General features: G+C 71.9%; 21 protein-coding genes. 15 read left to right on the forward strand and 6 right to left on the reverse strand.

The annotated features are described in order from the left end of the window. Positions 1–98 precede the first annotated feature (98 nt). Both VZF99_RS04900 and catC read left to right on the forward strand, forming a co-directional pair. A complete protein-coding gene (locus tag VZF99_RS04900) occupies positions 99–1,220 on the forward strand; it encodes a muconate/chloromuconate family cycloisomerase (RefSeq protein WP_185951440.1) in 1,122 nt (373 codons plus the stop codon). A 33-nt stretch (positions 1,221–1,253) separates the two neighbouring features. Further along, entirely contained in the window at positions 1,254–1,535 is a 282-nt protein-coding gene (catC, locus tag VZF99_RS04905; RefSeq protein ID WP_185951441.1) for a muconolactone Delta-isomerase, read from the forward strand. A 102-nt stretch (positions 1,536–1,637) separates the two neighbouring features. On the opposite strand, the gene VZF99_RS04910 is transcribed toward catC, so the two are convergent. From VZF99_RS04910 to pcaD, 3 genes are read right to left on the reverse strand one after another with little or no spacing between them, the layout of a single operon-like run. Continuing rightward, entirely contained in the window at positions 1,638–2,849 is a 1,212-nt protein-coding gene (locus VZF99_RS04910; protein WP_120286323.1) for an acetyl-CoA C-acetyltransferase, read from the reverse strand. 19 nt (positions 2,850–2,868) lie between these two features. Further along, positions 2,869–3,657: an IclR family transcriptional regulator gene (locus VZF99_RS04915; protein WP_096907296.1), complete on the reverse strand. Its 789-nt coding sequence runs from the start codon at positions 3,655–3,657 to the stop codon at positions 2,869–2,871. A gap of 35 nt (positions 3,658–3,692) precedes the next feature. Continuing rightward, positions 3,693–4,484, reverse strand: a complete 792-nt coding sequence (gene pcaD, locus VZF99_RS04920) for a 3-oxoadipate enol-lactonase (RefSeq protein ID WP_120286385.1) — start codon at positions 4,482–4,484, stop codon at positions 3,693–3,695. A gap of 162 nt (positions 4,485–4,646) precedes the next feature. Here pcaD and VZF99_RS04925 point away from each other — a divergent pair, with 162 nt between their 5' ends. The 12 genes from VZF99_RS04925 to proB all read left to right on the forward strand — a co-directional run bounded on the left by VZF99_RS04925 (position 4,647) and on the right by proB (position 20,148). After that, on the forward strand, positions 4,647–5,399 hold the full coding sequence (locus VZF99_RS04925; protein WP_120286322.1) for a CoA transferase subunit A: 753 nt from the start codon (positions 4,647–4,649) through the stop codon (positions 5,397–5,399). Between the two features lie 3 nt (positions 5,400–5,402). Then, positions 5,403–6,032: a 3-oxoacid CoA-transferase subunit B gene (locus tag VZF99_RS04930; RefSeq protein ID WP_407335817.1), complete on the forward strand. Its 630-nt coding sequence runs from the start codon at positions 5,403–5,405 to the stop codon at positions 6,030–6,032. A gap of 114 nt (positions 6,033–6,146) precedes the next feature. After that, positions 6,147–7,154 carry a malate dehydrogenase gene (locus VZF99_RS04935; protein ID WP_407335818.1) on the forward strand — a complete coding sequence of 336 codons (1,008 nt, stop codon included), beginning with the start codon at positions 6,147–6,149 and terminating at the stop codon, positions 7,152–7,154. Positions 7,155–7,218: 64 nt separating this feature from the next. Beyond that, positions 7,219–9,930 (forward strand): valine--tRNA ligase, encoded by a 2,712-nt coding sequence (locus tag VZF99_RS04940; protein WP_407335819.1) that lies wholly within the window; start codon positions 7,219–7,221, stop codon positions 9,928–9,930. After that, positions 9,927–11,525 (forward strand): bifunctional tetrahydrofolate synthase/dihydrofolate synthase, encoded by a 1,599-nt coding sequence (locus tag VZF99_RS04945; RefSeq protein ID WP_253003377.1) that lies wholly within the window; start codon positions 9,927–9,929, stop codon positions 11,523–11,525. The genes VZF99_RS04940 and VZF99_RS04945 overlap by 4 nt, the downstream gene beginning before the upstream one ends. Next, entirely contained in the window at positions 11,522–11,935 is a 414-nt protein-coding gene (locus tag VZF99_RS04950; RefSeq protein WP_067719739.1) for a DUF4233 domain-containing protein, read from the forward strand. The genes VZF99_RS04945 and VZF99_RS04950 overlap by 4 nt, the downstream gene beginning before the upstream one ends. A gap of 47 nt (positions 11,936–11,982) precedes the next feature. Then, a complete protein-coding gene (gene ndk, locus VZF99_RS04955; protein WP_120286318.1) occupies positions 11,983–12,393 on the forward strand; it encodes a nucleoside-diphosphate kinase in 411 nt (136 codons plus the stop codon). Positions 12,394–12,720: 327 nt separating this feature from the next. Then, positions 12,721–16,563, forward strand: a complete 3,843-nt coding sequence (locus tag VZF99_RS04960; protein WP_407335820.1) for an Rne/Rng family ribonuclease — start codon at positions 12,721–12,723, stop codon at positions 16,561–16,563. Between the two features lie 242 nt (positions 16,564–16,805). Beyond that, positions 16,806–17,111 (forward strand): 50S ribosomal protein L21, encoded by a 306-nt coding sequence (gene rplU, locus VZF99_RS04965; RefSeq protein WP_067719729.1) that lies wholly within the window; start codon positions 16,806–16,808, stop codon positions 17,109–17,111. A gap of 69 nt (positions 17,112–17,180) precedes the next feature. Next, positions 17,181–17,444, forward strand: a complete 264-nt coding sequence (gene rpmA / locus VZF99_RS04970) for a 50S ribosomal protein L27 (protein ID WP_007626965.1) — start codon at positions 17,181–17,183, stop codon at positions 17,442–17,444. A gap of 131 nt (positions 17,445–17,575) precedes the next feature. Next, a complete protein-coding gene (obgE, locus tag VZF99_RS04975) occupies positions 17,576–19,036 on the forward strand; it encodes a GTPase ObgE (RefSeq protein WP_067719726.1) in 1,461 nt (486 codons plus the stop codon). Next, on the forward strand, positions 19,033–20,148 hold the full coding sequence (gene proB, locus VZF99_RS04980; protein ID WP_407335821.1) for a glutamate 5-kinase: 1,116 nt from the start codon (positions 19,033–19,035) through the stop codon (positions 20,146–20,148). The genes obgE and proB overlap by 4 nt, the downstream gene beginning before the upstream one ends. A gap of 39 nt (positions 20,149–20,187) precedes the next feature. On the opposite strand, the gene VZF99_RS04985 is transcribed toward proB, so the two are convergent. From VZF99_RS04985 to VZF99_RS04995, 3 genes are read right to left on the reverse strand one after another with little or no spacing between them, the layout of a single operon-like run. Next, a complete protein-coding gene (locus tag VZF99_RS04985) occupies positions 20,188–20,811 on the reverse strand; it encodes a carbonic anhydrase (protein WP_132062032.1) in 624 nt (207 codons plus the stop codon). A gap of 23 nt (positions 20,812–20,834) precedes the next feature. Then, a complete protein-coding gene (locus tag VZF99_RS04990; RefSeq protein ID WP_407335822.1) occupies positions 20,835–21,728 on the reverse strand; it encodes a Sir2 family NAD-dependent protein deacetylase in 894 nt (297 codons plus the stop codon). Continuing rightward, positions 21,729–22,505, reverse strand: a complete 777-nt coding sequence (locus VZF99_RS04995; protein ID WP_407335823.1) for an MBL fold metallo-hydrolase — start codon at positions 22,503–22,505, stop codon at positions 21,729–21,731. A gap of 37 nt (positions 22,506–22,542) precedes the next feature. On the opposite strand from VZF99_RS04995, the gene VZF99_RS05000 reads away from it, so the two are divergent. Further along, positions 22,543–23,301 carry an AAA family ATPase gene (locus VZF99_RS05000; RefSeq protein ID WP_407335824.1) on the forward strand — a complete coding sequence of 253 codons (759 nt, stop codon included), beginning with the start codon at positions 22,543–22,545 and terminating at the stop codon, positions 23,299–23,301. The last annotated feature ends 13 nt before the right edge of the window (positions 23,302–23,314 follow it).

A 23,314-nucleotide genomic window follows, 5' to 3' on the forward strand; every position in this document is an offset into this window, starting at 1 on the left:
GACGACCTCGTCTGCAATCCCCGCCCGCCCCGGCCGCCACGAGCGGCCGGGGCGTCGGCGGTCGATCCGGCCGGACCACCAACACGAAGGGCTCGAAGATGTCTGACCTGACCATCCGTTCCGTGGAGACACGGATCCTCGACGTGCCGCTCATCAGGCCGCACAAGTTCGCCACCACCACCGCCACCGCCCAGTCGATCCTGCTCGTGGCGGTGACCACCGAGTCCGGGGTCGTCGGCTACGGCGAAGGCGTCACACCGGGCGGCCCCTGGTGGGGAGGCGAGTCCGCCGAGACCATGCAGGTGCTGGTGGAGAAGTACCTGGCCCCCGTGGCCGTCGGTCGGCGGGTCGACGAGATCCCCGCCGTTCTCGAGGCGATGGAGGGTGTGGTGGCCCGCGGCCGTTTCGCCAAGGCCTCCCTCGAGATCGCCATGTTCGACGCGTGGGCCCGGTCGCTGGACGTTCCCGTGCGCTCGCTGCTCGGCGGAGCGGTCCGCGACTCGATCGAGTGCACGTGGGCCCTGGGCGCGATGCCGCTCGAGGAGATGGTCGAGGAGATCGACGAACTCCTCGCCGCGGACCGTCACCGCACGTTCAAGCTGAAGATGGGCGCCCTGGACCCGGCCGAGGACGTCGCCCGCATCGCGGCACTGGCCGAGCGCCTCGAGGGCCGGGCGGGCCTTCGGGTGGACATCAACGCCCGCTGGGACCGGTTCACCGCGAACGTCCACCTCCCGGCGCTCGTCGAGGCCGGCATCGAGCTGATCGAGCAGCCGACCCCCACCGAGCAGATCGAGGTGCTGGCCGAGCTCAACCGCTCGCTGCCGGTGCAGTTCATGGCCGACGAGTCGGTCCAGTCCCCGCACGACGCCCTCGAGGTGGCACGGCGGGACGCGGCCGGGGTGATCGCGGTGAAGACCACCAAGCTCGGTGGGCTGACCCGGGGCAAGGAGGTCGTGGCGATCGCCCGCGCGGCCGGGATCGCCTGCCACGCCGCCACGTCGCTCGAGGGGCCGATCGGGACCGTCGCCTCACTGCATCTCGCGTGCGCCGAGCCCGGCTTCAACTACGGCTCGGAGCTCTTCGGGCCGCTGCTGCTCGCCGAGACCTACGTGACCACCCCGATCCGCTACGAGGCCGGCCGGGTCCACCTGCCGTCCGGGCCCGGGCTGGGCGTCGAGCTCGACCACGACGCCGTCGACAAGTTCACCCGCCGCTGACCGCGGCACCACACCGAGAAGGAGAGCCCGACGATGGCACTGTTCCACGTCCGCATGGACGTCAACATCCCCAATGACCTGGACCCCGAGGTCCGCGCCGACACCCTGGCCCGGGAGAAGGCCTACAGCCAGGAGCTGCAGCGCTCCGGCACATGGCGGGAGCTGTGGCGCATCGTGGGTCAGTACTCGAACATCAGCATCTTCGATGTCGGGTCCGGCGACGAACTGCACGAGATCCTCCAGGGGCTGCCGCTGTTCCCGTACATGGACATCGAGGTCATGGCCCTGACACGGCACCCGTCGCGAATCGAGTGATCGCGCCGGGCTGACCGCCCGGGAACTCACGTCCCGCGAAAGACGACGAGGCCGCCAGCCCCGAAAGGGGCGGGCGGCCTCGTCGCGCGGGAGGTGTGTCGGTCAGACGCGCTCGAACACCGCCGCGAGCCCCTGGCCGCCTCCGATGCACATGGTCTCCAGGCCCCACTGCGCGTCGCGGCGCACCATCTCGCGCGACAGGGTCGCCAGCATGCGCGCCCCGGTGGCGCCGACGGGGTGGCCCAGGGAGATGCCGGAGCCGTGCGGGTTGAGGTGCTCGGAGGTGGGGTCGATGTCCCACTCGCGCATCACGGACAGGGCCTGCGCGGCGAACGCCTCGTTCAGTTCGATGACGTCCATGTCGGCGAGCGTGAGGCCGAGTCGGTCGAGCGCCTTGGCGGTGGCGGGGACCGGCCCGATGCCCATCGTCTCCGGTGCCACGCCCGCGACGGCCCACGAGGCGAGGCGGACCAGGGGGGTCAGTCCGAGGGCGGCGGCCCTGTCCGCCGTGGTGACGACGCACATCGCGGCACCGTCGTTCTGGCCGGAGGCGTTCCCGGCGGTCACGGTGGCCTCCGGGTCGGTGCGGCCCATGATGGGCCGCAGGCGCGCCAGCGCCTCGACGGAACTGTCGGCACGGGGATGCTCGTCGGTGTCGACGACGAGGTCGTCACCCTTGCGCTGCGGAACGGTCACCGGGACGATCTCCTCGGCGAACGCCCCGGACTCCTGCGCGGCCACGGCCCGCTGGTGGGACTGCACGGCCAACCGGTCCTGCTCGTCCCGGCTGATGCCGTACTCACGACGGAGGTTCTCCGCGGTCTCGATCATCCCGCCGTCGATGATGTGCGAGCGTCCGCCGACGGTCGTGCGGGCCCGGCCGAGACGGTCGACCAGCGAGATCCCGTCCCCGCGGATGCCCCAGCGGGGGCTCGGGGAGGCGTAGAACTCCACCTGGCTCATCGACTCGACACCGCCGGCGACCACGAGGTCCATGCCGCCGGAGGCGACCTGGAGTGCGCCGCTGATGATCGCCTGGAGTCCGGAGCCGCAACGCCGGTCGAGTTGCATGCCCGGCACGTCGATCCCCAGAGGGGAGTCGAGTGCGGCGATGCGGCCGATGGCGGGTCCCTCGCCGTTCGGGGAGCCCTGTCCCAGCACCACGTCGTCGACGTCGGCTCCGGTCAGGCCGGTGCGCTCGACGAGGGCGGTGAGCAGGCCGGTGGCCAGGGTGTTCGCGTCCAGGTCGCGGAACACCCCGCCGAAGCGTCCCACGGGGGTGCGCAGGGGTTGGCAGATGACGACGTCACGCATGGGGTTCCTTCGTTCGGGGTCAGCGGTTGACGATGGCGAGGTCGGCCGACAGTGCGCGGGCGGTGGCCAGCAGTTCGGGGATGACCTCGCCTGTGAGCTGGTCGGGGGAGTAGCGGGCGGCGTGGGTGGAGACGTTGAGGGCGGCGCTGACCGCGCCGTGGCGGTCGTGGACCGGTGCGGCCACCGAGCGCAGGCCGGGCTCGAGTTCCTGGTCGACGACGCACCACCCGCGCTCGGCCACCCGCGCCAGCTCCGCGCGGAGCGCTGACTCGTCGGCGAGGCCGTGGGGGGTGAGCGCCCGCAGGTCCGTCGCGGCGAGGTAGGCGTCGAGGTCCTCGGCGGGGAGCGAGGCGAGCAGGACCCGCCCCATCGACGTGGCGTAGGCGGGGAACCGGGTTCCGATGGTGATGCCGATGGTCATTATGCGACGCACCTGGACGCGCCCCACGTAGACGATGTCGGGGCCGTCGAGCACCGCCACGGACGAGGATTCGCCGAGTCGCGAGCTGAGCTTCTCCAGGTGCGGTTGGGCGAGATCGGTCAGCGGGAGCGCCGACAGGTAGCTGTACCCGAGGTCGAGGACCCGGGGGGTGAGCCAGAAGACCGAGTCGGCCGTGTCCACGTAGCCCAGTTCGACGAGGGTGTGGAGGAAGCGGCGGGCGGTCGCCCGGGTCAGTCCGGTGTTGCGCGCGACGTCACTGAGGGTCTGGCGTGGCTGGCGGGCGTCGAATGCCCGGATGACCGCCAGGCCGCGCGCGAGCGACTGGACGAAGTCGGGGGAGGCCGGGCGGTCGCCGCCGTCGTCCACGGACCCGGCCGGGGTCGACACCACGTCGGGGCGGGTCACGCCGCGCCCGTGTTCCGTGCGGCGTCGAGGTGTCGGCGGAGCACGTCGGTGATGCGGTCAGGGATCTCGACGGTGGGCACGTGGGCCGCCGGGGAGACGACGACGAAGTCCGCTCCGGGCACCCCGTCGGCGATCTCGCGCAGTACCTCCGGGGGAGTGGAGGGGTCCTCGTCCCCCGCGAGCACGAGGGTGGGGCAGGAGATCCGACCCAGCTCGGCGCGGTTGTCCCAGCCGGCCAGCGCGTCGCAGCAGGAGGCGTATCCCTCGGCCGGGGTGCCCAGGACCATCTCGCGGAGCCCGGCGACCAGCTCGGGCTCGGCCTCGGCCCGCGCGGCGGTGATCCACCGTGCGACGACGGCGTCGGCGACCGCGGCCGTCCCGCCCTCGCGGACCGCGGTGGCGCGATCGGCCCAGCCGGACGGTTCACCGAACTTCGCGGCGGTGCACAGGAGGGCGGTGGAGAGCACGCGGGTGGGTTCGTGGACGGCGAGCCACTGGGCCACCGCGCCACCGAGCGAGAGTCCGGCCACGTGGAACCGGTCCACGTCGATCGAGTCGAGCAGGGCCAGAACGTCGGCGGCCAGGTCGGCGATCGTGCAGGGGCCGGGGACGACCTCGGACGTGCCGTGGCCCCGGTGGTCCACCGCGACCACGGTGTGGTCGCGGGACAGGTCCCGGGCCTGCGCGTCCCACATCGAACGGTCGGACCCGAGTGATCCGAGGAGGACGAGGACGGGGGTGTCGGCGGACCGGGGTCCGCTGACCTCGTGGGACAGGGTGGCGGGCATGGTGTCGGTCCTCTCGTGCGTCTGGTCGCGGGCGGTGCGTTGCGTGGTGTGTGGTGCGCTCGGGCGCAGGCGCTCCACGTCGGTACCTGACCCACGATACCCGCATATCGTACGAGGAGCGAACACTTGTACAAGATGCGAACACCGGATAGGGTTCGTGACATGACCAACAAGATCTTCTCGTCGGCCGCGGACGCGGTCGCGGACATCCCCGACGGTGCCTCCCTGGCCGTGGGCGGGTTCGGTCTGGTCGGCATCCCCGCCGTCCTCATCGACGCGCTCCTCGAGCAGGGCGCCACCGACCTGAGCACGGTGAGCAACAACTGCGGGACCGACGGTTTCGGCCTGGGCAAACTTCTGGAATCGCACCGGATCACCCGGACCACGGCCTCGTATGTCGGCGCCAACAAAGAGTTCGCCCGCCAGTACCTCTCCGGCGAGCTCGAGGTGGAGCTCACGCCGCAGGGCACGCTCGCCGAGCGCATGCGGGCCGGAGGCGCCGGCATCCCCGCCTTCTACACCCCGGCCGGCGTCGGCACGATGGTCGCCGACGGGGGCCTGCCACTGCGTTACGACGGCGAGGGGGGCGTCGCCAAGGCGTCCGAGCCCAAGGAGGTCCGGGTCTTCGACGGCGAACAGTACGTCCTCGAGCGCGGGATCGTCACCGACTTCGCCCTGGTCCACGCCCACAGGGCCGACACCATGGGCAACCTGCAGTTCCGTGGGACGGCCCGCAACTTCAACCCGGACGTGGCCATGGCCGGTCGGATCACGATCGTGCAGGCCGAGGAGGTCGTCGAGCCGGGCGGGATCGACCCGGCCAACGTCCACATCCCCGGCATCTTCGTCCAACGGATCGTCGAGGTCGGCCGCCAGGAGACCGGCGTCGAGATCCGCACCACCAGGGAGGCCTGAGCCATGAGCTGGACCCACGAGCAGATGGCGGCCCGCATCGCCGCGGATTTCACCGACGGCCAGTACGTCAACCTCGGTATCGGTATGCCCACCCTCATCCCCGGTTGTCTTCCCGAGGGTGTGCAGGTGACCCTCCACTCGGAGAACGGGATCCTCGGCGTCGGGCCGTACCCGACGGACGACGAGCTCGACCCCGAGATGATCAACGCAGGCAAGGAGACCATCACCGCCGAGGCGGGGGCGGCGTTCTTCTCGTCGTCGGAGTCCTTCGCCATGATCCGCGGCGGTCACGTCGACGTCGCCGTCCTCGGCGCTATGCAGGTCTCGCAGTCCGGCGACCTGTCCAACTGGATGGTCCCCGGCGCCATGGTCAAGGGCATGGGCGGTGCGATGGACCTCGTCCACGGCGCCGACCGCGTGATCGTGATGATGGACCACGTCACCCGCAAGGGCGACCTCAAGCTCATGCAGGAGAACACGCTCCCGTACACGGGCAAGGGCTGCGTCCAGCGGGTCGTCACCGACCTGTGCGTCCTCGACATCGCGCCGGAGGGCTTCCGGCTCGTCCAACTGGCGCCGGACGTGACGATCGACGAGGTCCGCCGGAAGACGGGCGCCGAGATCCACGCCTGAGTCGACGCTCGGGTGGACGTCAGGTGTACACCGCCCGCGGAGGCGGGAGGCGGGGTCGGATTCTCACTACTGTGGGAACCGACCCCGTCGTCGTCTCCGGAAGGTCCGCCCCACATGAGCACCTCCACCCCGGTCACCGCCACCCCGGCCACCGTGACCGTCACCGGCGCCGCCGGAAAGATCGCCTACTCGTTGCTGTTCCGTCTCGCCTCCGGGCTGGTGTTCGGGCCCGGGACCCCGGTCCGCCTGCGTCTGCTCGACATCCCGTCGGCCGTGGTCGCGGCGGAGGGCGTCGCGATGGAGATCGAGGACTGCGCGCTCCCGCTGGTCGAGTCGATCGAGATCACCGACGACGTGGACACCGCGTTCGACGGCGCCAACGCGGCATTCCTGGTGGGCGCCAGGCCGCGCGGCAAGGGGATGGAGCGCGCCGACCTGCTCACCGCCAACGGGGCGATCTTCCGGGAACAGGGCCGCGCCATCAACGCCCACGCCGCCGACGACGTGCGGGTGGTGGTGGTGGGCAACCCCGCCAACACCAACGCCTACATCGCCCACCGACACGCGCCCGACGTCCCCGCCGGTCGCTTCACCGCCCTGATGCGGCTCGACCACAACCGCGCGCTCAGCCAGCTCGCCACCCGGCTGGGAGCGCCGGTCGCCGACCTGGACGGGGTGGTGGTCTGGGGCAACCACTCGGCCACCCAGTTCCCCGACGTGTCGTACCTGACGCGACGGGGCGAGCCGGTCACTTCCGGGCTCGACGAGGAGTGGTTGGCCGACACGTTCATCCCGCGGGTCGCGAACCGGGGAGCCGAGATCATCTCGGTGCGCGGATCGTCGTCGGCCGCCTCGGCCGCCGGCGCGGCGGTCGACCAGATGCGCGACTGGGTGCACGGCACCAGTGGGGAGAGCTGGACCACGGTCGCACTGCCGTCGGAGGGGCAGTACGGGACCGTGCCGGGTGTGGTGACGGGGTTGCCCTGCCGCAGCCGCGGCGCGGAGTGGGAGGTCGTCGAAGGACTGGCGATCGAGGACTTCCAACGAGCCCGCATCGACGCGTCGGTGGCGGAACTGGTCTCGGAGCGTGACGCCGTTCACGGACTGGGACTGGCCGACTGACCTCGGGTGCACCGGGGCTGACGGCGTGTGCCGGGCCCCGGCGTCCACGGCCTAGGATGGTCGGGTGACGACTCCAGCTTCTGCCTCCCCGAACACCGACCGCGCGGACGCGCTGCCCGCCTCCTGGAACCCAGGTGAGGTGGAAGGCGGGCTGTACCAGCGCTGGGTGGAGGCCGGCTACTTCGAGGCCGACCCGTCCAGCGACAAGCCCGCCTACTCGGTGGTGTTGCCGCCGCCCAACGTCACGGGCAGCCTGCACATGGGCCACGCGCTCGACCACACCCTCATGGACGTGCTCACGCGGCGCAAGCGCATGCAGGGCTTCGAGGTCCTGTGGCTGCCCGGCATGGACCATGCCGGGATCGCCACGCAGACCCTCGTGGACCGCAAGCTCCGCGACGAGGGGATCGACCGCCACGAGATCGGCCGCGACGCGTTCATCGAGAAGGTCTGGGAATGGAAGCGCGAGTCCGGTGGGACCATCGGGGAGCAGATGCGTCGCCTCGGCGACGGTGTCGACTGGTCGCGTGAGCGGTTCACCCTCGACGACGGACTGTCGCGCGCGGTGCAGACCATCTTCAAGGAGCTCTACGACAGCGGTCTGATCTACCGCGCCGAGCGACTGGTCAACTGGTCGCCCACCCTGCAGACCGCGATCTCGGACATCGAGGTCAAGTACGCGGACGTCGAGGGCGAGCTGGTGAGCTTCCGCTACGGCTCGATGGACGATTCCGAGCCGCACCTGGTCGTGGCCACGACCCGGCTCGAGACGATGCTCGGTGACACCGCGATCGCCGTCCATCCCTCCGACGAGCGCTACGCGCACCTGGTGGGCACCGAGATCCCGCACCCGTTCCGGGACGGGTGGACCATGCGAGTGGTCGCGGACGACTATGTCGATCCCGAGTTCGGGACCGGCGCGGTGAAGGTCACGCCCGCGCACGACCCCAACGACTTCGCGATCGGCCAGCGTCACGGCCTCGAGATGCCCACGATCATGGACGCCACCGGCCACATCACCGGGACCGGGACCCGCTACGACGGCATGGACCGTTTCGACGCCCGCAAGGCCGTCCGGGACGACCTCGCCGAGCAGGGGCGCATCGTCAAGGAGGTGCGTCCGTACCTGCACTCGGTGGGCCACTCCGAACGGTCCGGCGAGCCGATCGAGCCGCGGCTGTCGCTCCAGTGGTGGGTGCGGGTCGAGGAACTGGCGAGGATGGCCGGGGACGCCGTGCGCGACGGTGACACGGTGATCCACCCGACGAACCAGGAACCGCGCTGGTTCGACTGGGTCGACGACATGCACGACTGGTGCATCTCCCGCCAGTTGTGGTGGGGTCACCGCATCCCGATCTGGTACGGCCCCGACGGCGACGTTCTCTGCGTGGGACCAGGCGAGGAGCCGCCCGCCGGATACACCCAGGACACCGACGTGCTCGACACGTGGTTCTCCTCCGGACTGTGGCCGTTCTCCACCATGGGCTGGCCCGATCGCACCGCCGACCTCGAGCGGTTCTACCCGACGTCCGTCCTGGTCACCGGGTACGACATCCTCTTCTTCTGGGTGGCGCGGATGATGATGTTCGGCACCTTCGTGGGCCGGACCCTCACCGGCGACAAGGCCGCTCCGGGGAAGGTTCCGTTCACCGACGTCTTCCTCCACGGCCTCGTGCGCGACGAGCACGGCCAGAAGATGTCCAAGTCCAAGGGCAACGGCATCGACCCGCTCGACTGGGTGGACCGCTTCGGCGCCGACGCCCTGCGCTTCACCCTGGCCCGCGGGGCCAACCCGGGCGGCGACCTGTCGGTCGGGGATGACGCCGCCCAGGCGTCGCGCAACTTCGCCACCAAGCTGTTCAACGCCACCCGCTTCGCGCTGATGAACGGGGCGAAGGTGGGCGAGCTGCCCGCCGCGTCCGCGCTCACCGACGCCGACCGGTGGATCCTGCATCGCCTCGGGGAGGTGCGGGTGGGCGTCGACGACGCGCTGGACCGCTACGAGTTCTCCAAGGCGTGCGAGGCCCTGTACCACTTCGCCTGGGACGAGGTGTGCGACTGGTACCTCGAGCTCGCCAAGGTCCAGTTCGGTTCGGACGACGCCGCGCGCGCCTCCGAGCGGGCGGAGAACACGAGACTCGTCCTCGGACACGTGTTGGACGTCCTCATGCGGATGCTGCACCCGGTCATCCCGTTCGTCACGGAGACGCTGTGGACGGCACTGACCGGGCGGGAGTCCGTGGTGGTCGCGGACTGGCCCACCGACGTGGCGCCGGCCGATGACGCCACGGAGCCGGTCCGCCGCGTGGCCGACGCCCAGACCCTCGTCACCGAGATCCGGCGGTTCCGCTCCGACCAGGGCCTTAAGCCCGGTCAGCGGGTGCCGGCGCGGATCTCCGGCGTGGACGCCGCCGACCTGCCGGCGGACCTGCTCGCCCAGGTGTGCGCGCTCGCCCGGTTGACCCCGGCCGCCGAGGACTTCACCGCCACGGCCTCGCTCGAGGTCCGGCTCGGGTTGTCGACGGTGGACGTGGAGATCGACACCTCCGGGACGATCGACCTCGCCGCCGAGCGACGCAGGTTGGAGAAGGATCTCGCCGCCGCCCGCAAGGAACTCGAGACCACCGGTGCCAAACTCGGCAACGAGGCGTTCCTGGGCAAGGCGCCCGACCACGTCGTCGACAAGATCCGCGGCCGCCGCGACCTCGCCGAGGCCGAGGTCTCCCGGATCACCGCCCGGCTCGAGTCGATGCCGGCAGGAAGTGACCCCGCGTGAGCGATCGACAGTGGCTCCCACCGCACGACCCGAGCGAGGGGTGGGACACCCCGACCGAGGAGGACGTCGCCGAGATGCTCGGCGAGGACGGCCTCGTCTCGGGCGTCCCGCTCGGTGGTCCGATCCCGGGTGACGAGGACGGTGACGGCGACGATCACCTGCCGCCGCGCCCGGTCCCCGAGTTCGGCAGCCCCGAATGGCAGGCCGACGCGGCCGACCTGGCCGCGGTCGAGGAGGAACTGACGACCCGCTGGCCGGAGTCCCGGCTCGAGCCGAGCCTGGACCGGATCGCCGAGCTGATGTCCGTGCTCGGCGATCCGCAACACGCGTACCCCGTGGTCCACGTGGCGGGCACCAACGGCAAGACATCGGTCACGCGGATGGTCGACGCGCTGCTGCGGGCCCTGCACCAGCGCACCGGACGCAACTCCAGCCCCCACCTGCAGAGCGTAACCGAGCGCATCGCGCTCGACGGGGAGCCGGTCACCGCCCGCGCCTTCGTGGACACCTACCGCGAACTCCAGCCCTATCTCGAGCTCGTCGACCAGCGGTCCGAGGAGGCCGGCGGCCCACGCATGAGCTACTTCGAGGTGCTGACCGCGATGGCGTTCGCCGCGTTCGCCGACGCACCGGTCGAGGTGGCGGTCGTGGAGACGGGGATGGGCGGGACGTGGGACGCCACGAACGTGGTCCGGCCCGCCGTCGCCGTGATCACCCCCGTCGGTCTGGACCACACCGACTACCTGGGCGAGGACCTCGCGACGATCGCGGGGGAGAAGGCCGGGATCATCCAGCCGGGCCCGGAGGACGATCTGCTGCCGCGAGACCCGATCGCCGTGATCGGGCGCCAGGAGCCCGAGGCCATGGACGTCCTGTTGCGTCGCGCCGTGGAGGTGGGCGCGGTCGTCGCCCGCCTCGGTTCGGAGTTCGACGTGGTCGAGCGGCGGGTCGCCGTCGGCGGCCAGCAGCTCACCCTGCGAGGCCTCGGGGGCGAGTACCCCGAGGTGTTCCTCCCGCTGTTCGGGGAGCACCAGGCCGAGAACGCCGCGACCGCGCTCGCGGCCGTCGAGGCGTTCTTCGGCGCGGGCCCGGACAGGGCCCTGGACCCGGAACTCATCCGTGCCGGCTTCGCGGCGGTCGACAATCCCGGGCGCCTCGAGCGGCTCAGCTCCAGCCCCACCGTCCTGGTGGACGCCGCCCACAACGGACACGGCGGACGCGCACTCGCCGAGGCTGTCACCTCGGAGTTCGACTTCAAGCGGCTGGTCGCCGTGGTCGCGATGCTCGACGGCAAAGATGCCGACGCGTTTCTCGCCGCACTCGAGCCGGTGGTGGAGGAGGTCGTCGTCACCCGGGCCGCCTCATCGCGCGCGATGGACCCGGGCGACCTCGCACGCATCGCCGAGGAACGGTTCACCGCCCAGCGCGTCCACGTGGTGGACACCCTGCCCGACGCGGTCAGCGCGGCCCTCGACCTGGTCGGGGTCCCGGATCCGACCGCGGACGACGACGTCTCGGGCGTCGGCGTGCTCATCACGGGTTCCGTGGTGACCGCCGGGGCCGCCCGCAGCCTGTTCGGAAAGGACGCACAGTGACCGACCCGACCCCCGGCCCCCGGGGCGCCGCGCACGAGCCCTCGGTGGACCCGTGGAAGGGGCTGCGGGGCATCATGGCCGGCACCCTCGTGCTCGAGGCGATCGTGATCGGTCTGGTGCTGACGGTCATCGCCCGGCTCGACGGCGGCGCCCACTTCCAACCGTGGAAGGTGTGGTTCGTCAGCCTCCTCGCAGTCGCGATGCTCGTGGCCAGTGGACTCCAGCGCAAGCCCTGGGCGATCCCGCTGAACCTCACGCTCGCGGGTCTGGCCGTCGCCGGCTGGGCCGTGCACTGGTCGATGGGGGTCTGCGGGCTCATGTTCGCCGCGGTCTGGGCGTACATCCTGTACCTGCGCCGGGACCTGACCCGCCGCATGGCCGGCGGCTATCTGCCCAGCCAGCACGACTGACGGCTCCGGACGGTCGGCGTGGACACCGGGCTTGTAGGATCGCCCTCGTGACCGAGAGAACTTTCTTCCTCATCAAGCCCGACGGTGTCGAGCGCGCGCTGACCGGGACCATCCTGGCCCGTATCGAGGCCAAGGGCCTCAAGATCGTCGCCATGGACATGCGTCAGGTGTCCCAGGAGACGGCGGCCGAGCACTACGCCGAGCACTCCGAGCGTCCGTTCTACGGGGACCTGCTCGAGTTCATCACCTCCGGTCCGGTCGTCGCCGGCGTGCTCGAGGGCCCCCGGGCGATCGCCGCGTGGCGTCAGCTCGCCGGGGGCACCGACCCTGTGGAGAAGGCCGCGCCCGGCTCCATCCGTGGCGACTTCGGTCTCGAGACCCAGTTCAACCTCGTCCACGGCTCGGACTCCGAGGAGTCCGCCGCCAGTGAGATCGCGCTCTGGTTCCCCGGTCTGTAGATCCCCGTCCTCCCGCAGTGATCGAGCTGCGCGCGCCCGTCGGCCCCGAGGCCCGGCGGGCGCGTTTGCGTTCGGTGGTGCCGGGCGACGACGTTTCGGCGGCGGGTGTGGGAGAATGGTCGGAGCCCATCCTGGCGAGTGGACCACCAGTCCGCCCCGAAACGGGCGCCCGCCACCCGTGGCCCGGTTCGTCCCGGTGCCGCGGACCACAAGACGTCGTCCCACCCAGGTGGGGCCCAGACAAGAAGACGCCCGACCCCGTGCGGCGGCGTGGGTTACCGGTATCCGGTGACGTGATCGCGCCCGGAGTCCGGCCGGAGGAGACACGTGTCGGATCCGAACCTGACAATCGACGACATCAACGCGCTTCCCGAGAGGATGCGTGCGCACGCGGCCGCCAGGGCCGTGGGCATGAGCAGCAGGGAATTCCTGGCCGCCATGGCCGGGATCGGCGTGGAGATCAAGAGCGCCCAGTCCGGGGTGACCAGGCAGGTGCTGCTCGACTGGTTCACCAGCCGCGGGCAGGACACGGGGACGGCGTCCGGTGTCGCGCCGGCAGGGGACACCGGTGCCCAGGCGCCGGCGGCTGAGGCGTCCGCGACCGACGCCCCCGCCCGGAAGGCCCCGGCGGACAAGGCGCCTGTGGAAAAGGCCCCCACGAAGAAGGCTGCCGCCAAGAGGGCGGCCAAGGCTCCCGCCGGGAAGACCGCCGAGAAGACCCCCACCGCAGAGGTGCCCGCCGACCCGGCGTCGGCTGAGGCGACCGCCGCTGGGACAACGCCGGCCGAGACGCCGGCCGAGGCGCCTGCCGCAGAGTCGGCGACGGGCGGGACGGCGGCGACGGAGACCGCTCCCGCGAAGAAGGCGTCCGGCAGGAAGAGCCCGGCGCGCAAGACCACAGCCGAGAAGACCGCCGAGAAGGCCACGGACGCCGAGAAGTCCGCCTCCAGGTCCGCGGAGAAGTCCGGCACGAGGACCGGGACGAAGTCCGTGCAGGGCTCCGCGGACGAGTCCGCAGGGACCGGGGGAGGCGGGACGAGCGGTCGGAACCGCCCGGCGCTGCCCGAGATCGCGATCGTCACCGGCGAGGTGGGGTCGGAGGAGTCGGGCAACCGTCGGCGTCGGTCCACTGCGACCCCGTCGTTCTCTCCGCTGTTCCTCTCGCCCGACGAGGCTCCCGCGCAGACGCAGGCGGACACCCGCTCGGGCGACGAGCCCCGCGGCCGCCGCGGCCAGGGCCAGACCCAGACCCAGGGCCAGACCCAGGGCCGGGCCCGCACCGAGACCGCCCCCGACACCGCTCCCACCCCTCCCGCCGAGGACACGCAGGTCGAGCAGGACGGGCAGGAGCAGGGATCCGACGACGGCCGCGCCACGGACCAGTCCGACTCCGGTGACGGCGGGCCCCGTCGTCGCCGTCGGGGCCGTCGTGGGCGTGGGCGCGGGCGCGGCGAGGCCGGCGACGACCAGAACGGTGAGAACACCGGGACCGAGTCGTCGGACGACGGAGACCAGCGCGGCGACGACCAGCGCGACAGCGACCCGCGCGGCAGCGACCCGCGCGACAGCGACCCGGACGAGACCTCCGGCAGCGATGACGGGAGCTCCGACGCTCGTTCCGATTCCGCCGGCGAGACCGACGACCGGTCCGCCGACGACTCCGACGGGCAGTCCGGTCCGGGTGACGCCGACGGTGATGATTCGGACGACTCGGGGAACGGTCCGTCGGGTTCGAGGCGCCGTCGCCGTCGTCGTCGTCGCAGTGGGAGCTCCGGCTCCGACGACACCCAGACGTCCAACGATGACCCGCCCCAGACCGAGGTCCACGAACGCGAGGCCCGCCGTCGCTCCGGACGCGGGGGACAGGGCTCGGGTACGTCGTCCGATGAGGTCCAGGGCATCACCGGCTCCACGCGGCTCGAGGCCAAGCGCCAGCGCCGCCGCGACGGCCGCGAGGCCGGTCGTCGTCGCCAGCCGATCCTCTCCGAGTCCGAGTTCCTCGCCCGCCGCGAGGCCGTGGACCGCGTCATGGTGGTCCGCGAGAAGCAGCGCGGCGACGGCAAGGGCGTCATGACCCAGGTGGGCGTGCTCGAGGACAAGGTCCTCGTGGAGCACTTCGTCACCACCGAATCGGCGCGTTCGATGGTCGGTAACGTCTACCTCGGCCGTGTGCAGAACGTGCTGCCCAGCATGGAGGCGGCGTTCGTCGACATCGGGCGCGGCCGCAACGGCGTCCTGTACGCCGGCGAGGTCAACTGGGAGGCCGCCGGGCTCGGCGGCAAGGCCCGGCGGATCGAGCAGGCACTCAAGTCCGGCGACATGGTGCTGGTGCAGGTCACCAAGGACCCGATCGGGCAGAAGGGTGCCCGCCTGTCCACGCAGATCTCGCTGGCCGGGCGCTTCCTCGTGTACGTACCGGACGGCAACTCCACCGGCATCTCGCGCAAGTTGCCCGACACCGAGCGTCGCCGCCTCAAGGCGATCCTCAAGGAGGTCGTGCCGGAGGGCTCCGGCGTGATCATCCGCACCGCCGCCGAGGGCGTCAGCGCGGAGGAGATCGGCCGCGACGTCGAGCGCCTGGCCGCCCAGTGGACCGAGATCTCGGAGGCTGCCGCCAAGCGCACCGACTCCGGGGCCGGCACGCCCGTGTCCCTGTACGAGGAGCCGGACCTGCTGGTCAAGGTCGTCCGCGACCTGTTCAACGAGGACTTCTCCAAGCTCGTCATCCAGGGCGAGACCTCCTGGGACACGGTGCACGACTACGTCTCGCGGGTCGCGCCCGAGATGACGGAGCGCGTGGAGCGGTACGACAACCCGGATGTGGACGTGTTCGCCACCTACCGTGTGGACGAGCAGCTGGCCAAGGCGCTCGACCGCAAGGTGTGGCTGCCCTCCGGCGGCTCGCTGGTGATCGACCGCACCGAGGCGATGACCGTCATCGACGTCAACACCGGCAAGTACACCGGCTCCGGCGGCAACCTCGAGGAGACCGTCACGAAGAACAACCTCGAGGCCGCCGAGGAGATCGTCCGCCAGCTGCGCCTGCGCGACGTCGGCGGGATGGTGATCATCGACTTCATCGACATGGTGCTCGAGTCCAACCGCGACCTCGTGCTGCGGCGCCTCACCGAGGCGCTGGGGCGCGATCGCACCCGCCACCAGGTCTCCGAGGTCACGTCACTGGGGCTGGTGCAGCTCACCCGCAAGAAGCTCGGTACCGGGCTGGTCGAGGCGTTCTCCACCCCGTGCGAGCACTGCCAGGGCCGCGGGCTGATCGTGCACGCGGACCCGCTGCACACCGAGTCGCACAACGCTGACGAGCCCGGTGGCCGCCGTGGCCGTCGCAAGGGCGGCAACGGCAAGGGCTCGGGGGAGTCCGAGGCGCCCGCGCCCAAGCAGGCCCCGCGCAAGGACGGCCCCGCGCCGGCCGCGCACCCGGCCGCGCTCGCGATCTCACGGCAGCACGCCGAGGCAGACGCCGACAGCGGCGCCGAGTCGAACGCCCAGGGTGGCACCCGCACCGACGGGGGCCGTGACACCGACCAGGGCCGTGACGCGGCGCCCGAGACCCGGGCAGCCGGGAGAGCGGACGCCGGCGCCCGGGGGGCCACCGCCCCCGAGGTCGTGACCGCGCCCGCGGCGGAGGCACCGGCCGCTCCCGCCGCGGAGCAGACCGCCGAGCCGACGCCGGGGACCGCCGAGCCCGACTCGGCGGACGCCGCCGGGACCACGCGGCCGGCGCGTCGCCGCCGGGCAGCGAGGCGGGCCACGAGCAGTGCTCCGGCGCCGACGACCGCGGCCGAGGACGCAGCCGCGGCCGAGGTGACCGACTCCCCGCAGTCCGAGGCCGCCGTGGTGGCCGAGGCGGAGACCGTCGTGGAGCAGGTCTCCACCCCGGGTCCCGACACTGCGGGTCCGGACACGGCGGGTCCGGATACCGGGCCCACGGGTCAGGCCCCGGGCGGGCGCCGCCCCCGCCGGCGGTCCACCCGCCGCGAGGCTGGCGCCGCCGGGACCAACACCGCGCCGCAGGCCGCACCGGCCGATCCGGTGGCGAAGGTCGAGGCCGCGCCCCTGGCGGAAGCGCCCACCTCGGTGGTCGCCGAGCCGCGCACGCGGCCCGCGAGGCGACGTGCCACCAGGACGACGACCGCCCCCGCGGGCGACTGACGCACCCGGCCGCGGGCCGGCGGCACGGTCGGTTTGACCTGCTGTGCCGCCGGACCGTAACCTTGACAGGTCGCTCGTCGCGGCGCTATGTCGTGGCGCGAGGAGTCGCGCGACGGGACCGGGAACGGTTCCGGGGCCCGCGACCCTCGACCGACGCGAGTCGGCGAGCAAGAGAGAACACCGCACACCAGGTGTGGTCGCCCCAGGCGGCCGCACACCCGAGAAGCAAGGGGAAGCCCTCGATGTACGCGATCGTCAAGACCGGCGGCAAGCAGTACAAGGTCGCCGAAGGGGACCACGTCAAGGTCGAGAAGATCGAGGGCGAGGCCGGAACCTCCGTGTCGCTGTCCCCGATCCTCGTGGTCGACGGTTCGGCCGTCACCTCCGACGCCGACGCCTTGGCCAAGGTCACCGTCTCCGGCGAGATCGTCGAGCAGACCAAGGGACCGAAGATCCGGATCCACAAGTTCAAGAACAAGACCGGGTACCACAAGCGTCAGGGCCACCGTCAGAAGCTGACGGTCGTCAAGATCACCGGTATCAAGTAATCCATCTCCGGCCGCTCAGGCCACCAGCTCAGCGCCCTCGGGCGTGCTCCCTGAAGGAGGGACTCGGACATGGCAAGTAAGAAGGGCGCATCCAGCACCCGTAACGGTCGTGACTCCAACGCACAGCGCCTCGGCGTCAAGCGGTTCGGCGGCCAGGAGGTCAACGCCGGTGAGATCCTGGTGCGCCAGCGCGGCACCAAGTTCCACCCGGGCGTCAACGTCGGCCGTGGTGGCGACGACACCCTGTTCGCCCTCTCCGCCGGCGCGGTGGAGTTCGGCACCAAGCGCGGTCGCAAGACCGTGAACATCGTGCCGGCCGGCGCCGAGGCCTGAGCCTCCCAGCCGACCACTTTCATGAACAGCCCTCGGGGGCCGGGCGGGGTCGTCAAGACCCCACACCCGGCCCCCGAGAGTATTTGCACCACCCCGCCCGTCATCGCCCGTCACCCGGAGGAGTCCCCACCATGTCGAGATTCATCGACCGCGTAGTGCTCCACCTCGCGGCGGGGGACGGCGGCCGCGGCTGCACCTCGGTGCACCGCGAGAAGTTCAAGCCCCTCGGCGGCCCCGACGGCGGTAACGGCGGGCACGGCGGCGACGTCGTCCTCGTCGTGGACCCCCAGGTCCACACCCTGCTCGACTTCCACTTCCGGCCCCACGCCCGCGCGGGCCGGGGCCAGCCGGGTATGGGCGCCAACCGTAACGGTGCCCAGGGCGCCGACCTCGTACTGTCGGTACCGCCCGGCACCGTCGTGCTCGACGAGGACGGCGAGGTGCTGGCCGACCTCACCGGCGTCGGCACCCGCTTCGTCGCCGCCGAGGGTGGCAAGGGCGGGCTGGGCAACGCCGCCCTGGCCTCCCGGGCCCGCAAGGCCCCCGGCTTCGCGCTGCTCGGCGAGCCCGGCGAGGTCCGCGACCTCACGCTCGAGCTCAAGTCCATGGCCGACGTCGGACTGGTCGGCTTCCCGTCCGCCGGGAAGTCCTCCCTGGTCTCGGTGCTCTCGGCGGCCAAGCCCAAGATCGCCGACTACCCCTTCACCACCCTGGCACCCAACCTCGGCGTGGTCTCGGTCGGCGACGACACCTTCACCATCGCCGACGTCCCCGGCCTCATCCCCGGGGCCAGCGAGGGCCGGGGCCTGGGTCTGGACTTCCTGCGTCACATCGAGCGCACCGCCGTGCTGGCCCACGTGGTGGACTGCGCGAACCTCGAGTCCGACCGGGACCCGATCTCCGACGTGGACGCCCTCGAGGCCGAACTCGCCGCCTACCGGTCCGAACTCACCGACGCCGGGATCGGCGACCTGGCAGACCGCCCCCGCGTGGTCGTGCTCAACAAGATCGACGTGCCCGACGCCGCCGACATGGCGGAGATGGTGCGCGAGCACTTCGAGGCCAAGGGGTGGCCCGTCTACGCGATCTCCGCGGTGGCCCACAAGGGGCTCGACGAGCTGCGGTACGGCCTGTACGAGCTGATCAAGGCACACCGTAAAGCCAACCCGCCCGCCGCGCCCGAACGGATCGTCATCCGCCCCAAGGCGGTGGACGTCGAGGAGTTCCGCGTCCGCCCGGATCCCGCCGACCGCGGCGCGTTCATCGTCACCGGGGCCAAGCCCGAGCGGTGGATCCGTCAGACCGAGTTCGACAACGACGAGGCCGTGGGCTTCCTCGCCGACCGGCTGGCCCGGATCGGGGTCGAGGAGGCGCTCATCAAGGCCGGCGCCACGGAGGGCTGCACCGTCACCATCGGTGACGTCTCGTTCGAGTGGGAGCCGCAGACCCCGGCCGGCGTCGACCTCATGCGCACCGGGCGTGGCACCGACATCCGGCTCGAGTCCGACGAGCGGATCGGCGCCACCGAGCGCAAGTACCGCAAGCGGGTGCGCCGCGGCCTGATCGACCCGGACGAGGAGATCCTGGAGTGACCAAGGAGCGGGAGTTGCGCCGTCGTATCGGCGCGGCCCGCCGCGTGGTGGTCAAGATCGGCTCGTCGGCCATCACCAGTTTCCACGGCGGGATCCGGCGGGCCGAACTCGACGCACTCGCCGACGTCTGCCAGTCGCGGATGGCCGCGGGGTCGGACGTCTTCGTCGTCTCCTCCGGTGCGATCGGCGCCGGCATGGCGCCACTGGGGATGACCACCCGCCCCGGCACCCTGTCCGCGAAGCAGGCCGCGGCCAGCGTCGGACAGCTCGAGCTGGCGCGCGCGTGGGGCGACTCGTTCGCCCGCTTCGACCGGGTGGTGGGCCAGGTGCTGCTCACGGCCGCCGACATCGGGCGGCGGGACAGCGCCGCCAACGCCCAGCGGACCCTCGACCGCCTGCGCACCCTGCACGCGGTGCCGGTGATCAACGAGAACGACACCGTGGCCACCAACGAGATCCGGTTCGGTGACAACGACCGGCTCGCCGCGTTGGTCGCGCACCTCATCAGCGCCGACGCCCTCATCCTGCTCTCGGACGTCGACGCCCTGTACGACTCCGACCCGCGCAAGGGCGGGGCCAGCGCGGTGACCATGGTCGGCGGCGAGGGCGACCTCGACGGCGTGATCGCCGGTGCCGGCGGTGCCCTGGGGACCGGCGGCATGGCCTCCAAGCTCGCCGCCGCCCGTCTGGCCGCGGACGCGGGCATCCCGGTCCTGCTCACGGCCGCGGAGCTGGCGCCGCAGGCCCTCGCCGCCGACCCGACGGTGGGCACGGTCTTCGCGGCCCGGCCCGAGCGGATGACCGCCCGGCGCTTCTGGGTCCGGCACGCCGCGGACGCCCGCGGGGCGGTCCTGCTGGACGACGGAGCGGTCCGAGCGGTGACCGGCTCGCGACGCTCCCTGCTACTGGCCGGGGTGACCGGGGTGGACGGGCTGTTCCACTTCGGCGACGTCATCGAGATGCACGACGTCGACGGCCGGGTGGTCGCCCGCGGGATCGCCCAGTACGACTCAGTCGAGGTCCGCGCCCGGTTGGCGGACCGGGCGGCGGGCGGCACCGGCTCCGGTCAGGGGCGCCCGTTGGTGCACGCCGACGACCTCGTCCCGGTCTGACCAGCGCTGGTCCGACCACCGACCCCGGTCGGCCCGCGCTCAGCCTTCCGTGACGGTCCCCTCGGTGTGGACCGGGGTGACGGTCCCCTCCTCGAGGTTGTAGATCGCGCCGACGATCGCGGTGCGGCCCTCGGTGATCGCGCGGTCGACGGCGGCCGACTTCTGCCGGATCGCGGTGACGGTGTGGCGGACGTTCTCCACCACCACGTCGTCGTACCCGGCGTCCGGGTCGCGCCGCGCCTCGAACACGGCCGGCGAGATCCGCTCGACCACGTCGCGCAGGTAACCGGACGGGGTGGAGTGCGTGTCGATGGCGGTGATCGTGGCGCCCACCGCGCCGCACGAGGTGTGTCCCAGCACGAGGGTCAGCGGGATGTTCAGGGCCTCGATCCCGAACTCGATCGACCCGAGTACCGACGAGTCCACGATGTGTCCGGCGTTGCGGATCACGAATAGGTCGCCGAGCCCCTGGTCGAAGACGACCTCGGCGGGGACTCGGGAGTCCGCGCAGCCGAACACCTGCGCGAACGGATTCTGCTGGCCGGCGAGCTCGGTGCGCCGAGAGGGGTCTTTGTGCTCGTTGAGGTTCTCCCCGGCCACGTAGCGGGCGTTGCCGCGGAGTAGCCGGGCCAGCGCGGTCTCCGGTGTCTTTGCGATCTGCATGGCCCTATTTTGCTCCTTGACGCTCACCCGTGGTGCGGCAGGGCCGCATCTGCCAGCTCGAGGACCTCCACGCAGTCGCCGTCGATCGTCAGGGTGGCCTCGCCGTGCGCGCGGGTGCGGCCGCGGTTGACCACCGCGACGGGCGTGCCGGTGGTCACCGCACGTCGTACGAACCGGTATCCGGACCGGACGGTCAGGGAGGAGCCGACGACGACGACGAGGTCCGACCCGTCGACGAGCGCGTTGGCCTCCTGCACGCGATGCGCGGGGACGTTCTCGCCGAAGTAGACGATGTCCGGTTTGAGGACTCCCGAGCAGGCCCGACAGTCGGCCATGCGGAAGTCCGAGGTGTCGCCCAGGACGGCATCCGCGTCCGGGGCCACCTCGATCGCGCCCCGGGACGCCACGCGTTCGGTGAAGCCCGGGTTGAGGCGCTCGAGCTGTTCGTGCAGCGCCCACCGGCTCAGCCGCAGGCCGCAGTCCAGGCAGATGACCACGGCGTAGGTGCCGTGCAGGTCCACGAGGCGGCGGCTGCCCGCCTTGAGGTGCAGCAGGTCCACGTTCTGCGTGATCACCCCGGAAACCAGACCACGCCGCTCCCAGTCGGCGAGCAGGAGGTGCGCCGCGTTGGGACGCGCGGCCTCCATGTGCCGCCAGCCGAGATGGTTGCGGGCCCAGTAGTGCCGGCGGAACGTGGGGTCGCCGACGAACTGTTGGAAGGTCATCGGGGTCCGGCCGGGCGAATCGGGCCCGCGATAGTCGGGGATGCCCGACGGGGTCGAGATCCCGGCGCCGGTGAGCACCACCGCCCGCCGTCCCCGCAGGAGTTCGGCGAGTGCCGCCGCCCGGTCGGGCAGGTCCGGATCCGCCTCCGTGCGTTCGGCCGGCGTCCAGGCGGTCTCGCGGATCCGGACCATCTACAGGCCCCCGGGTCCCGAGGGGTCGTGTGCGCACACCACGTCGAGGGTGTCCCGGCGGCGCCGGGCCAGCCCGGCGAGCCTGGCGTGGGTGAGGGAGACGGCACCGGGTTCCAGGGCCAGGGCGCGTTCCAGGACGGGGATCGGCCGGGGTACCCGACCCGTCGGACCGATCTGCCCCCGGTGGTAGAAGGCGTCCCCGGCGTGGAGGAGGTCCTTGTCGTCGTCGTCGTCACCGCCACCGGGCACGAACACCCCGGCGTGACCCACCGCGTGGCCCGGCAGGTCCACCAGCATCATCCCCTCGGCGACGTGGTCCAGGGGGTGCGCCCGGAAGCCCTCCCACCGGTCGGTCCCGTAGGCGTACTCGACGAACCGCGGCCCGTGCGACCACTGGGGGCGGCGGTACCGGCGGCGCTCGACGAACCGCGGCGTGCGCACCGCCCACGTCAGCGCCTGGGCGGCGACGTGCACCTGCGCCTCCGGGAAATCCGCGAGCCCTCCGATGTGGTCCGCGTCCATATGGGTCAGGACGATGTGCCGAACGTCCCGGGGATCCAACCCCAGCGACTCGATGCGGCGGAGCGCGGTCTCGTCGGTGCGCAGTGCCGGGCGCAGCGCGTGGCGCATCGCGCCGAGGCGGCCTGCCGGGTCGGCGATGTCCTGCACCCCGATCCCGGAGTCCACCAGCACGAGCGCGTCCGGGGTCTCCACGAGCAGGACGCGCGTGGGGACCAGGCCCCCCATCGTGCCGCAGTTGAGCTGGTGGATCCGCATGGGAGAAACGGTACCGACCGTCGGTAGGGTGCGTGGCATGGCCGCAGGTGGAGTGCTCGATCCACGACCGGTGGTACGCGTCGAGCGGCAGCGCGACGGGGGCGTGGGCGAGCGGGCCGAGCCCGTGTCGGCCGGGGCGGGGCGGTGGCCGTACTCGATCCCGGCGGTGGCCCAGCTGTTGCGCGAGGGACTCGAACTCGACGACCTCACCGTGCTCGTGGGGGAGAACGGCGCCGGCAAGTCGACGATCGTCGAGGCCGTCGCCATGGCGTACGGGCTCGGCGCCGAGGGCGGGTCGGTCAACGGCCGTGACGTCACCTGGGAGTCGGAGTCCCCGCTGCACGACTCACTGCGGCTGGTCCGGGGCGGGGGCGCGCCGAAGTGGGGCTACTTCCTGCGCGCCGAGACCATGCACGGCATGTTCACCTACCTGCAGTCCTCCGGCCCGGAGCAGGACTTCCACTCCCGCAGCCACGGTGAGGCGTTCTGGGACATCGTCACCACCTCGCGGTTCTCCGGCGGCGGGTTGTTCGTGCTGGACGAGCCCGAGGCCGGACTGTCCTTCGACGCCCAACTCCGACTGGTCGCCCTGCTGCTCGAGCTGGCCGACCGGCGCGGGGCGCAGGTGCTCATGGCCACCCACTCGCCGATCCTCGCTTCGGTGCCCGGCGCCGCGGTGTACGAGCTCTCCGACGCCGGGATGCACCGCACCCGGTGGGAGGATCTGGCGATGGTCGACCACCACCGGCGCTATCTCGACGCGCCGGAACGGTATCTGCGCCACCTGCTGGAGTGACCGGGCACACTGG

The sequence above is a fragment of the Dietzia kunjamensis genome, assembly GCF_045689975.1.
In the GTDB taxonomy this organism is placed as follows: Bacteria; Actinomycetota; Actinomycetes; order Mycobacteriales; family Mycobacteriaceae; genus Dietzia; species Dietzia kunjamensis.

Coding starts and splice junctions, on each gene's coding strand:
- rpmA (WP_007626965.1), top strand. CDS start 17,181: ATGGCAAGTAAGAAGGGCGCATCCAGCACCCGTAACGGTCGTGACTCC.
- VZF99_RS04985 (WP_132062032.1), bottom strand. CDS start 20,811: ATGCAGATCGCAAAGACACCGGAGACCGCGCTGGCCCGGCTACTCCGC.
- VZF99_RS04995 (WP_407335823.1), bottom strand. CDS start 22,505: ATGCGGATCCACCAGCTCAACTGCGGCACGATGGGGGGCCTGGTCCCC.
- VZF99_RS04910 (WP_120286323.1), bottom strand. CDS start 2,849: ATGCGTGACGTCGTCATCTGCCAACCCCTGCGCACCCCCGTGGGACGC.
- VZF99_RS04930 (WP_407335817.1), top strand. CDS start 5,403: ATGAGCTGGACCCACGAGCAGATGGCGGCCCGCATCGCCGCGGATTTC.
- rplU (WP_067719729.1), top strand. CDS start 16,806: ATGTACGCGATCGTCAAGACCGGCGGCAAGCAGTACAAGGTCGCCGAA.
- catC (WP_185951441.1), top strand. CDS start 1,254: ATGGCACTGTTCCACGTCCGCATGGACGTCAACATCCCCAATGACCTG.
- VZF99_RS04935 (WP_407335818.1), top strand. CDS start 6,147: ATGAGCACCTCCACCCCGGTCACCGCCACCCCGGCCACCGTGACCGTC.
- pcaD (WP_120286385.1), bottom strand. CDS start 4,484: ATGCCCGCCACCCTGTCCCACGAGGTCAGCGGACCCCGGTCCGCCGAC.
- VZF99_RS05000 (WP_407335824.1), top strand. CDS start 22,543: ATGGCCGCAGGTGGAGTGCTCGATCCACGACCGGTGGTACGCGTCGAG.
- VZF99_RS04990 (WP_407335822.1), bottom strand. CDS start 21,728: ATGGTCCGGATCCGCGAGACCGCCTGGACGCCGGCCGAACGCACGGAG.
- obgE (WP_067719726.1), top strand. CDS start 17,576: ATGTCGAGATTCATCGACCGCGTAGTGCTCCACCTCGCGGCGGGGGAC.
- VZF99_RS04925 (WP_120286322.1), top strand. CDS start 4,647: ATGACCAACAAGATCTTCTCGTCGGCCGCGGACGCGGTCGCGGACATC.
- VZF99_RS04900 (WP_185951440.1), top strand. CDS start 99: ATGTCTGACCTGACCATCCGTTCCGTGGAGACACGGATCCTCGACGTG.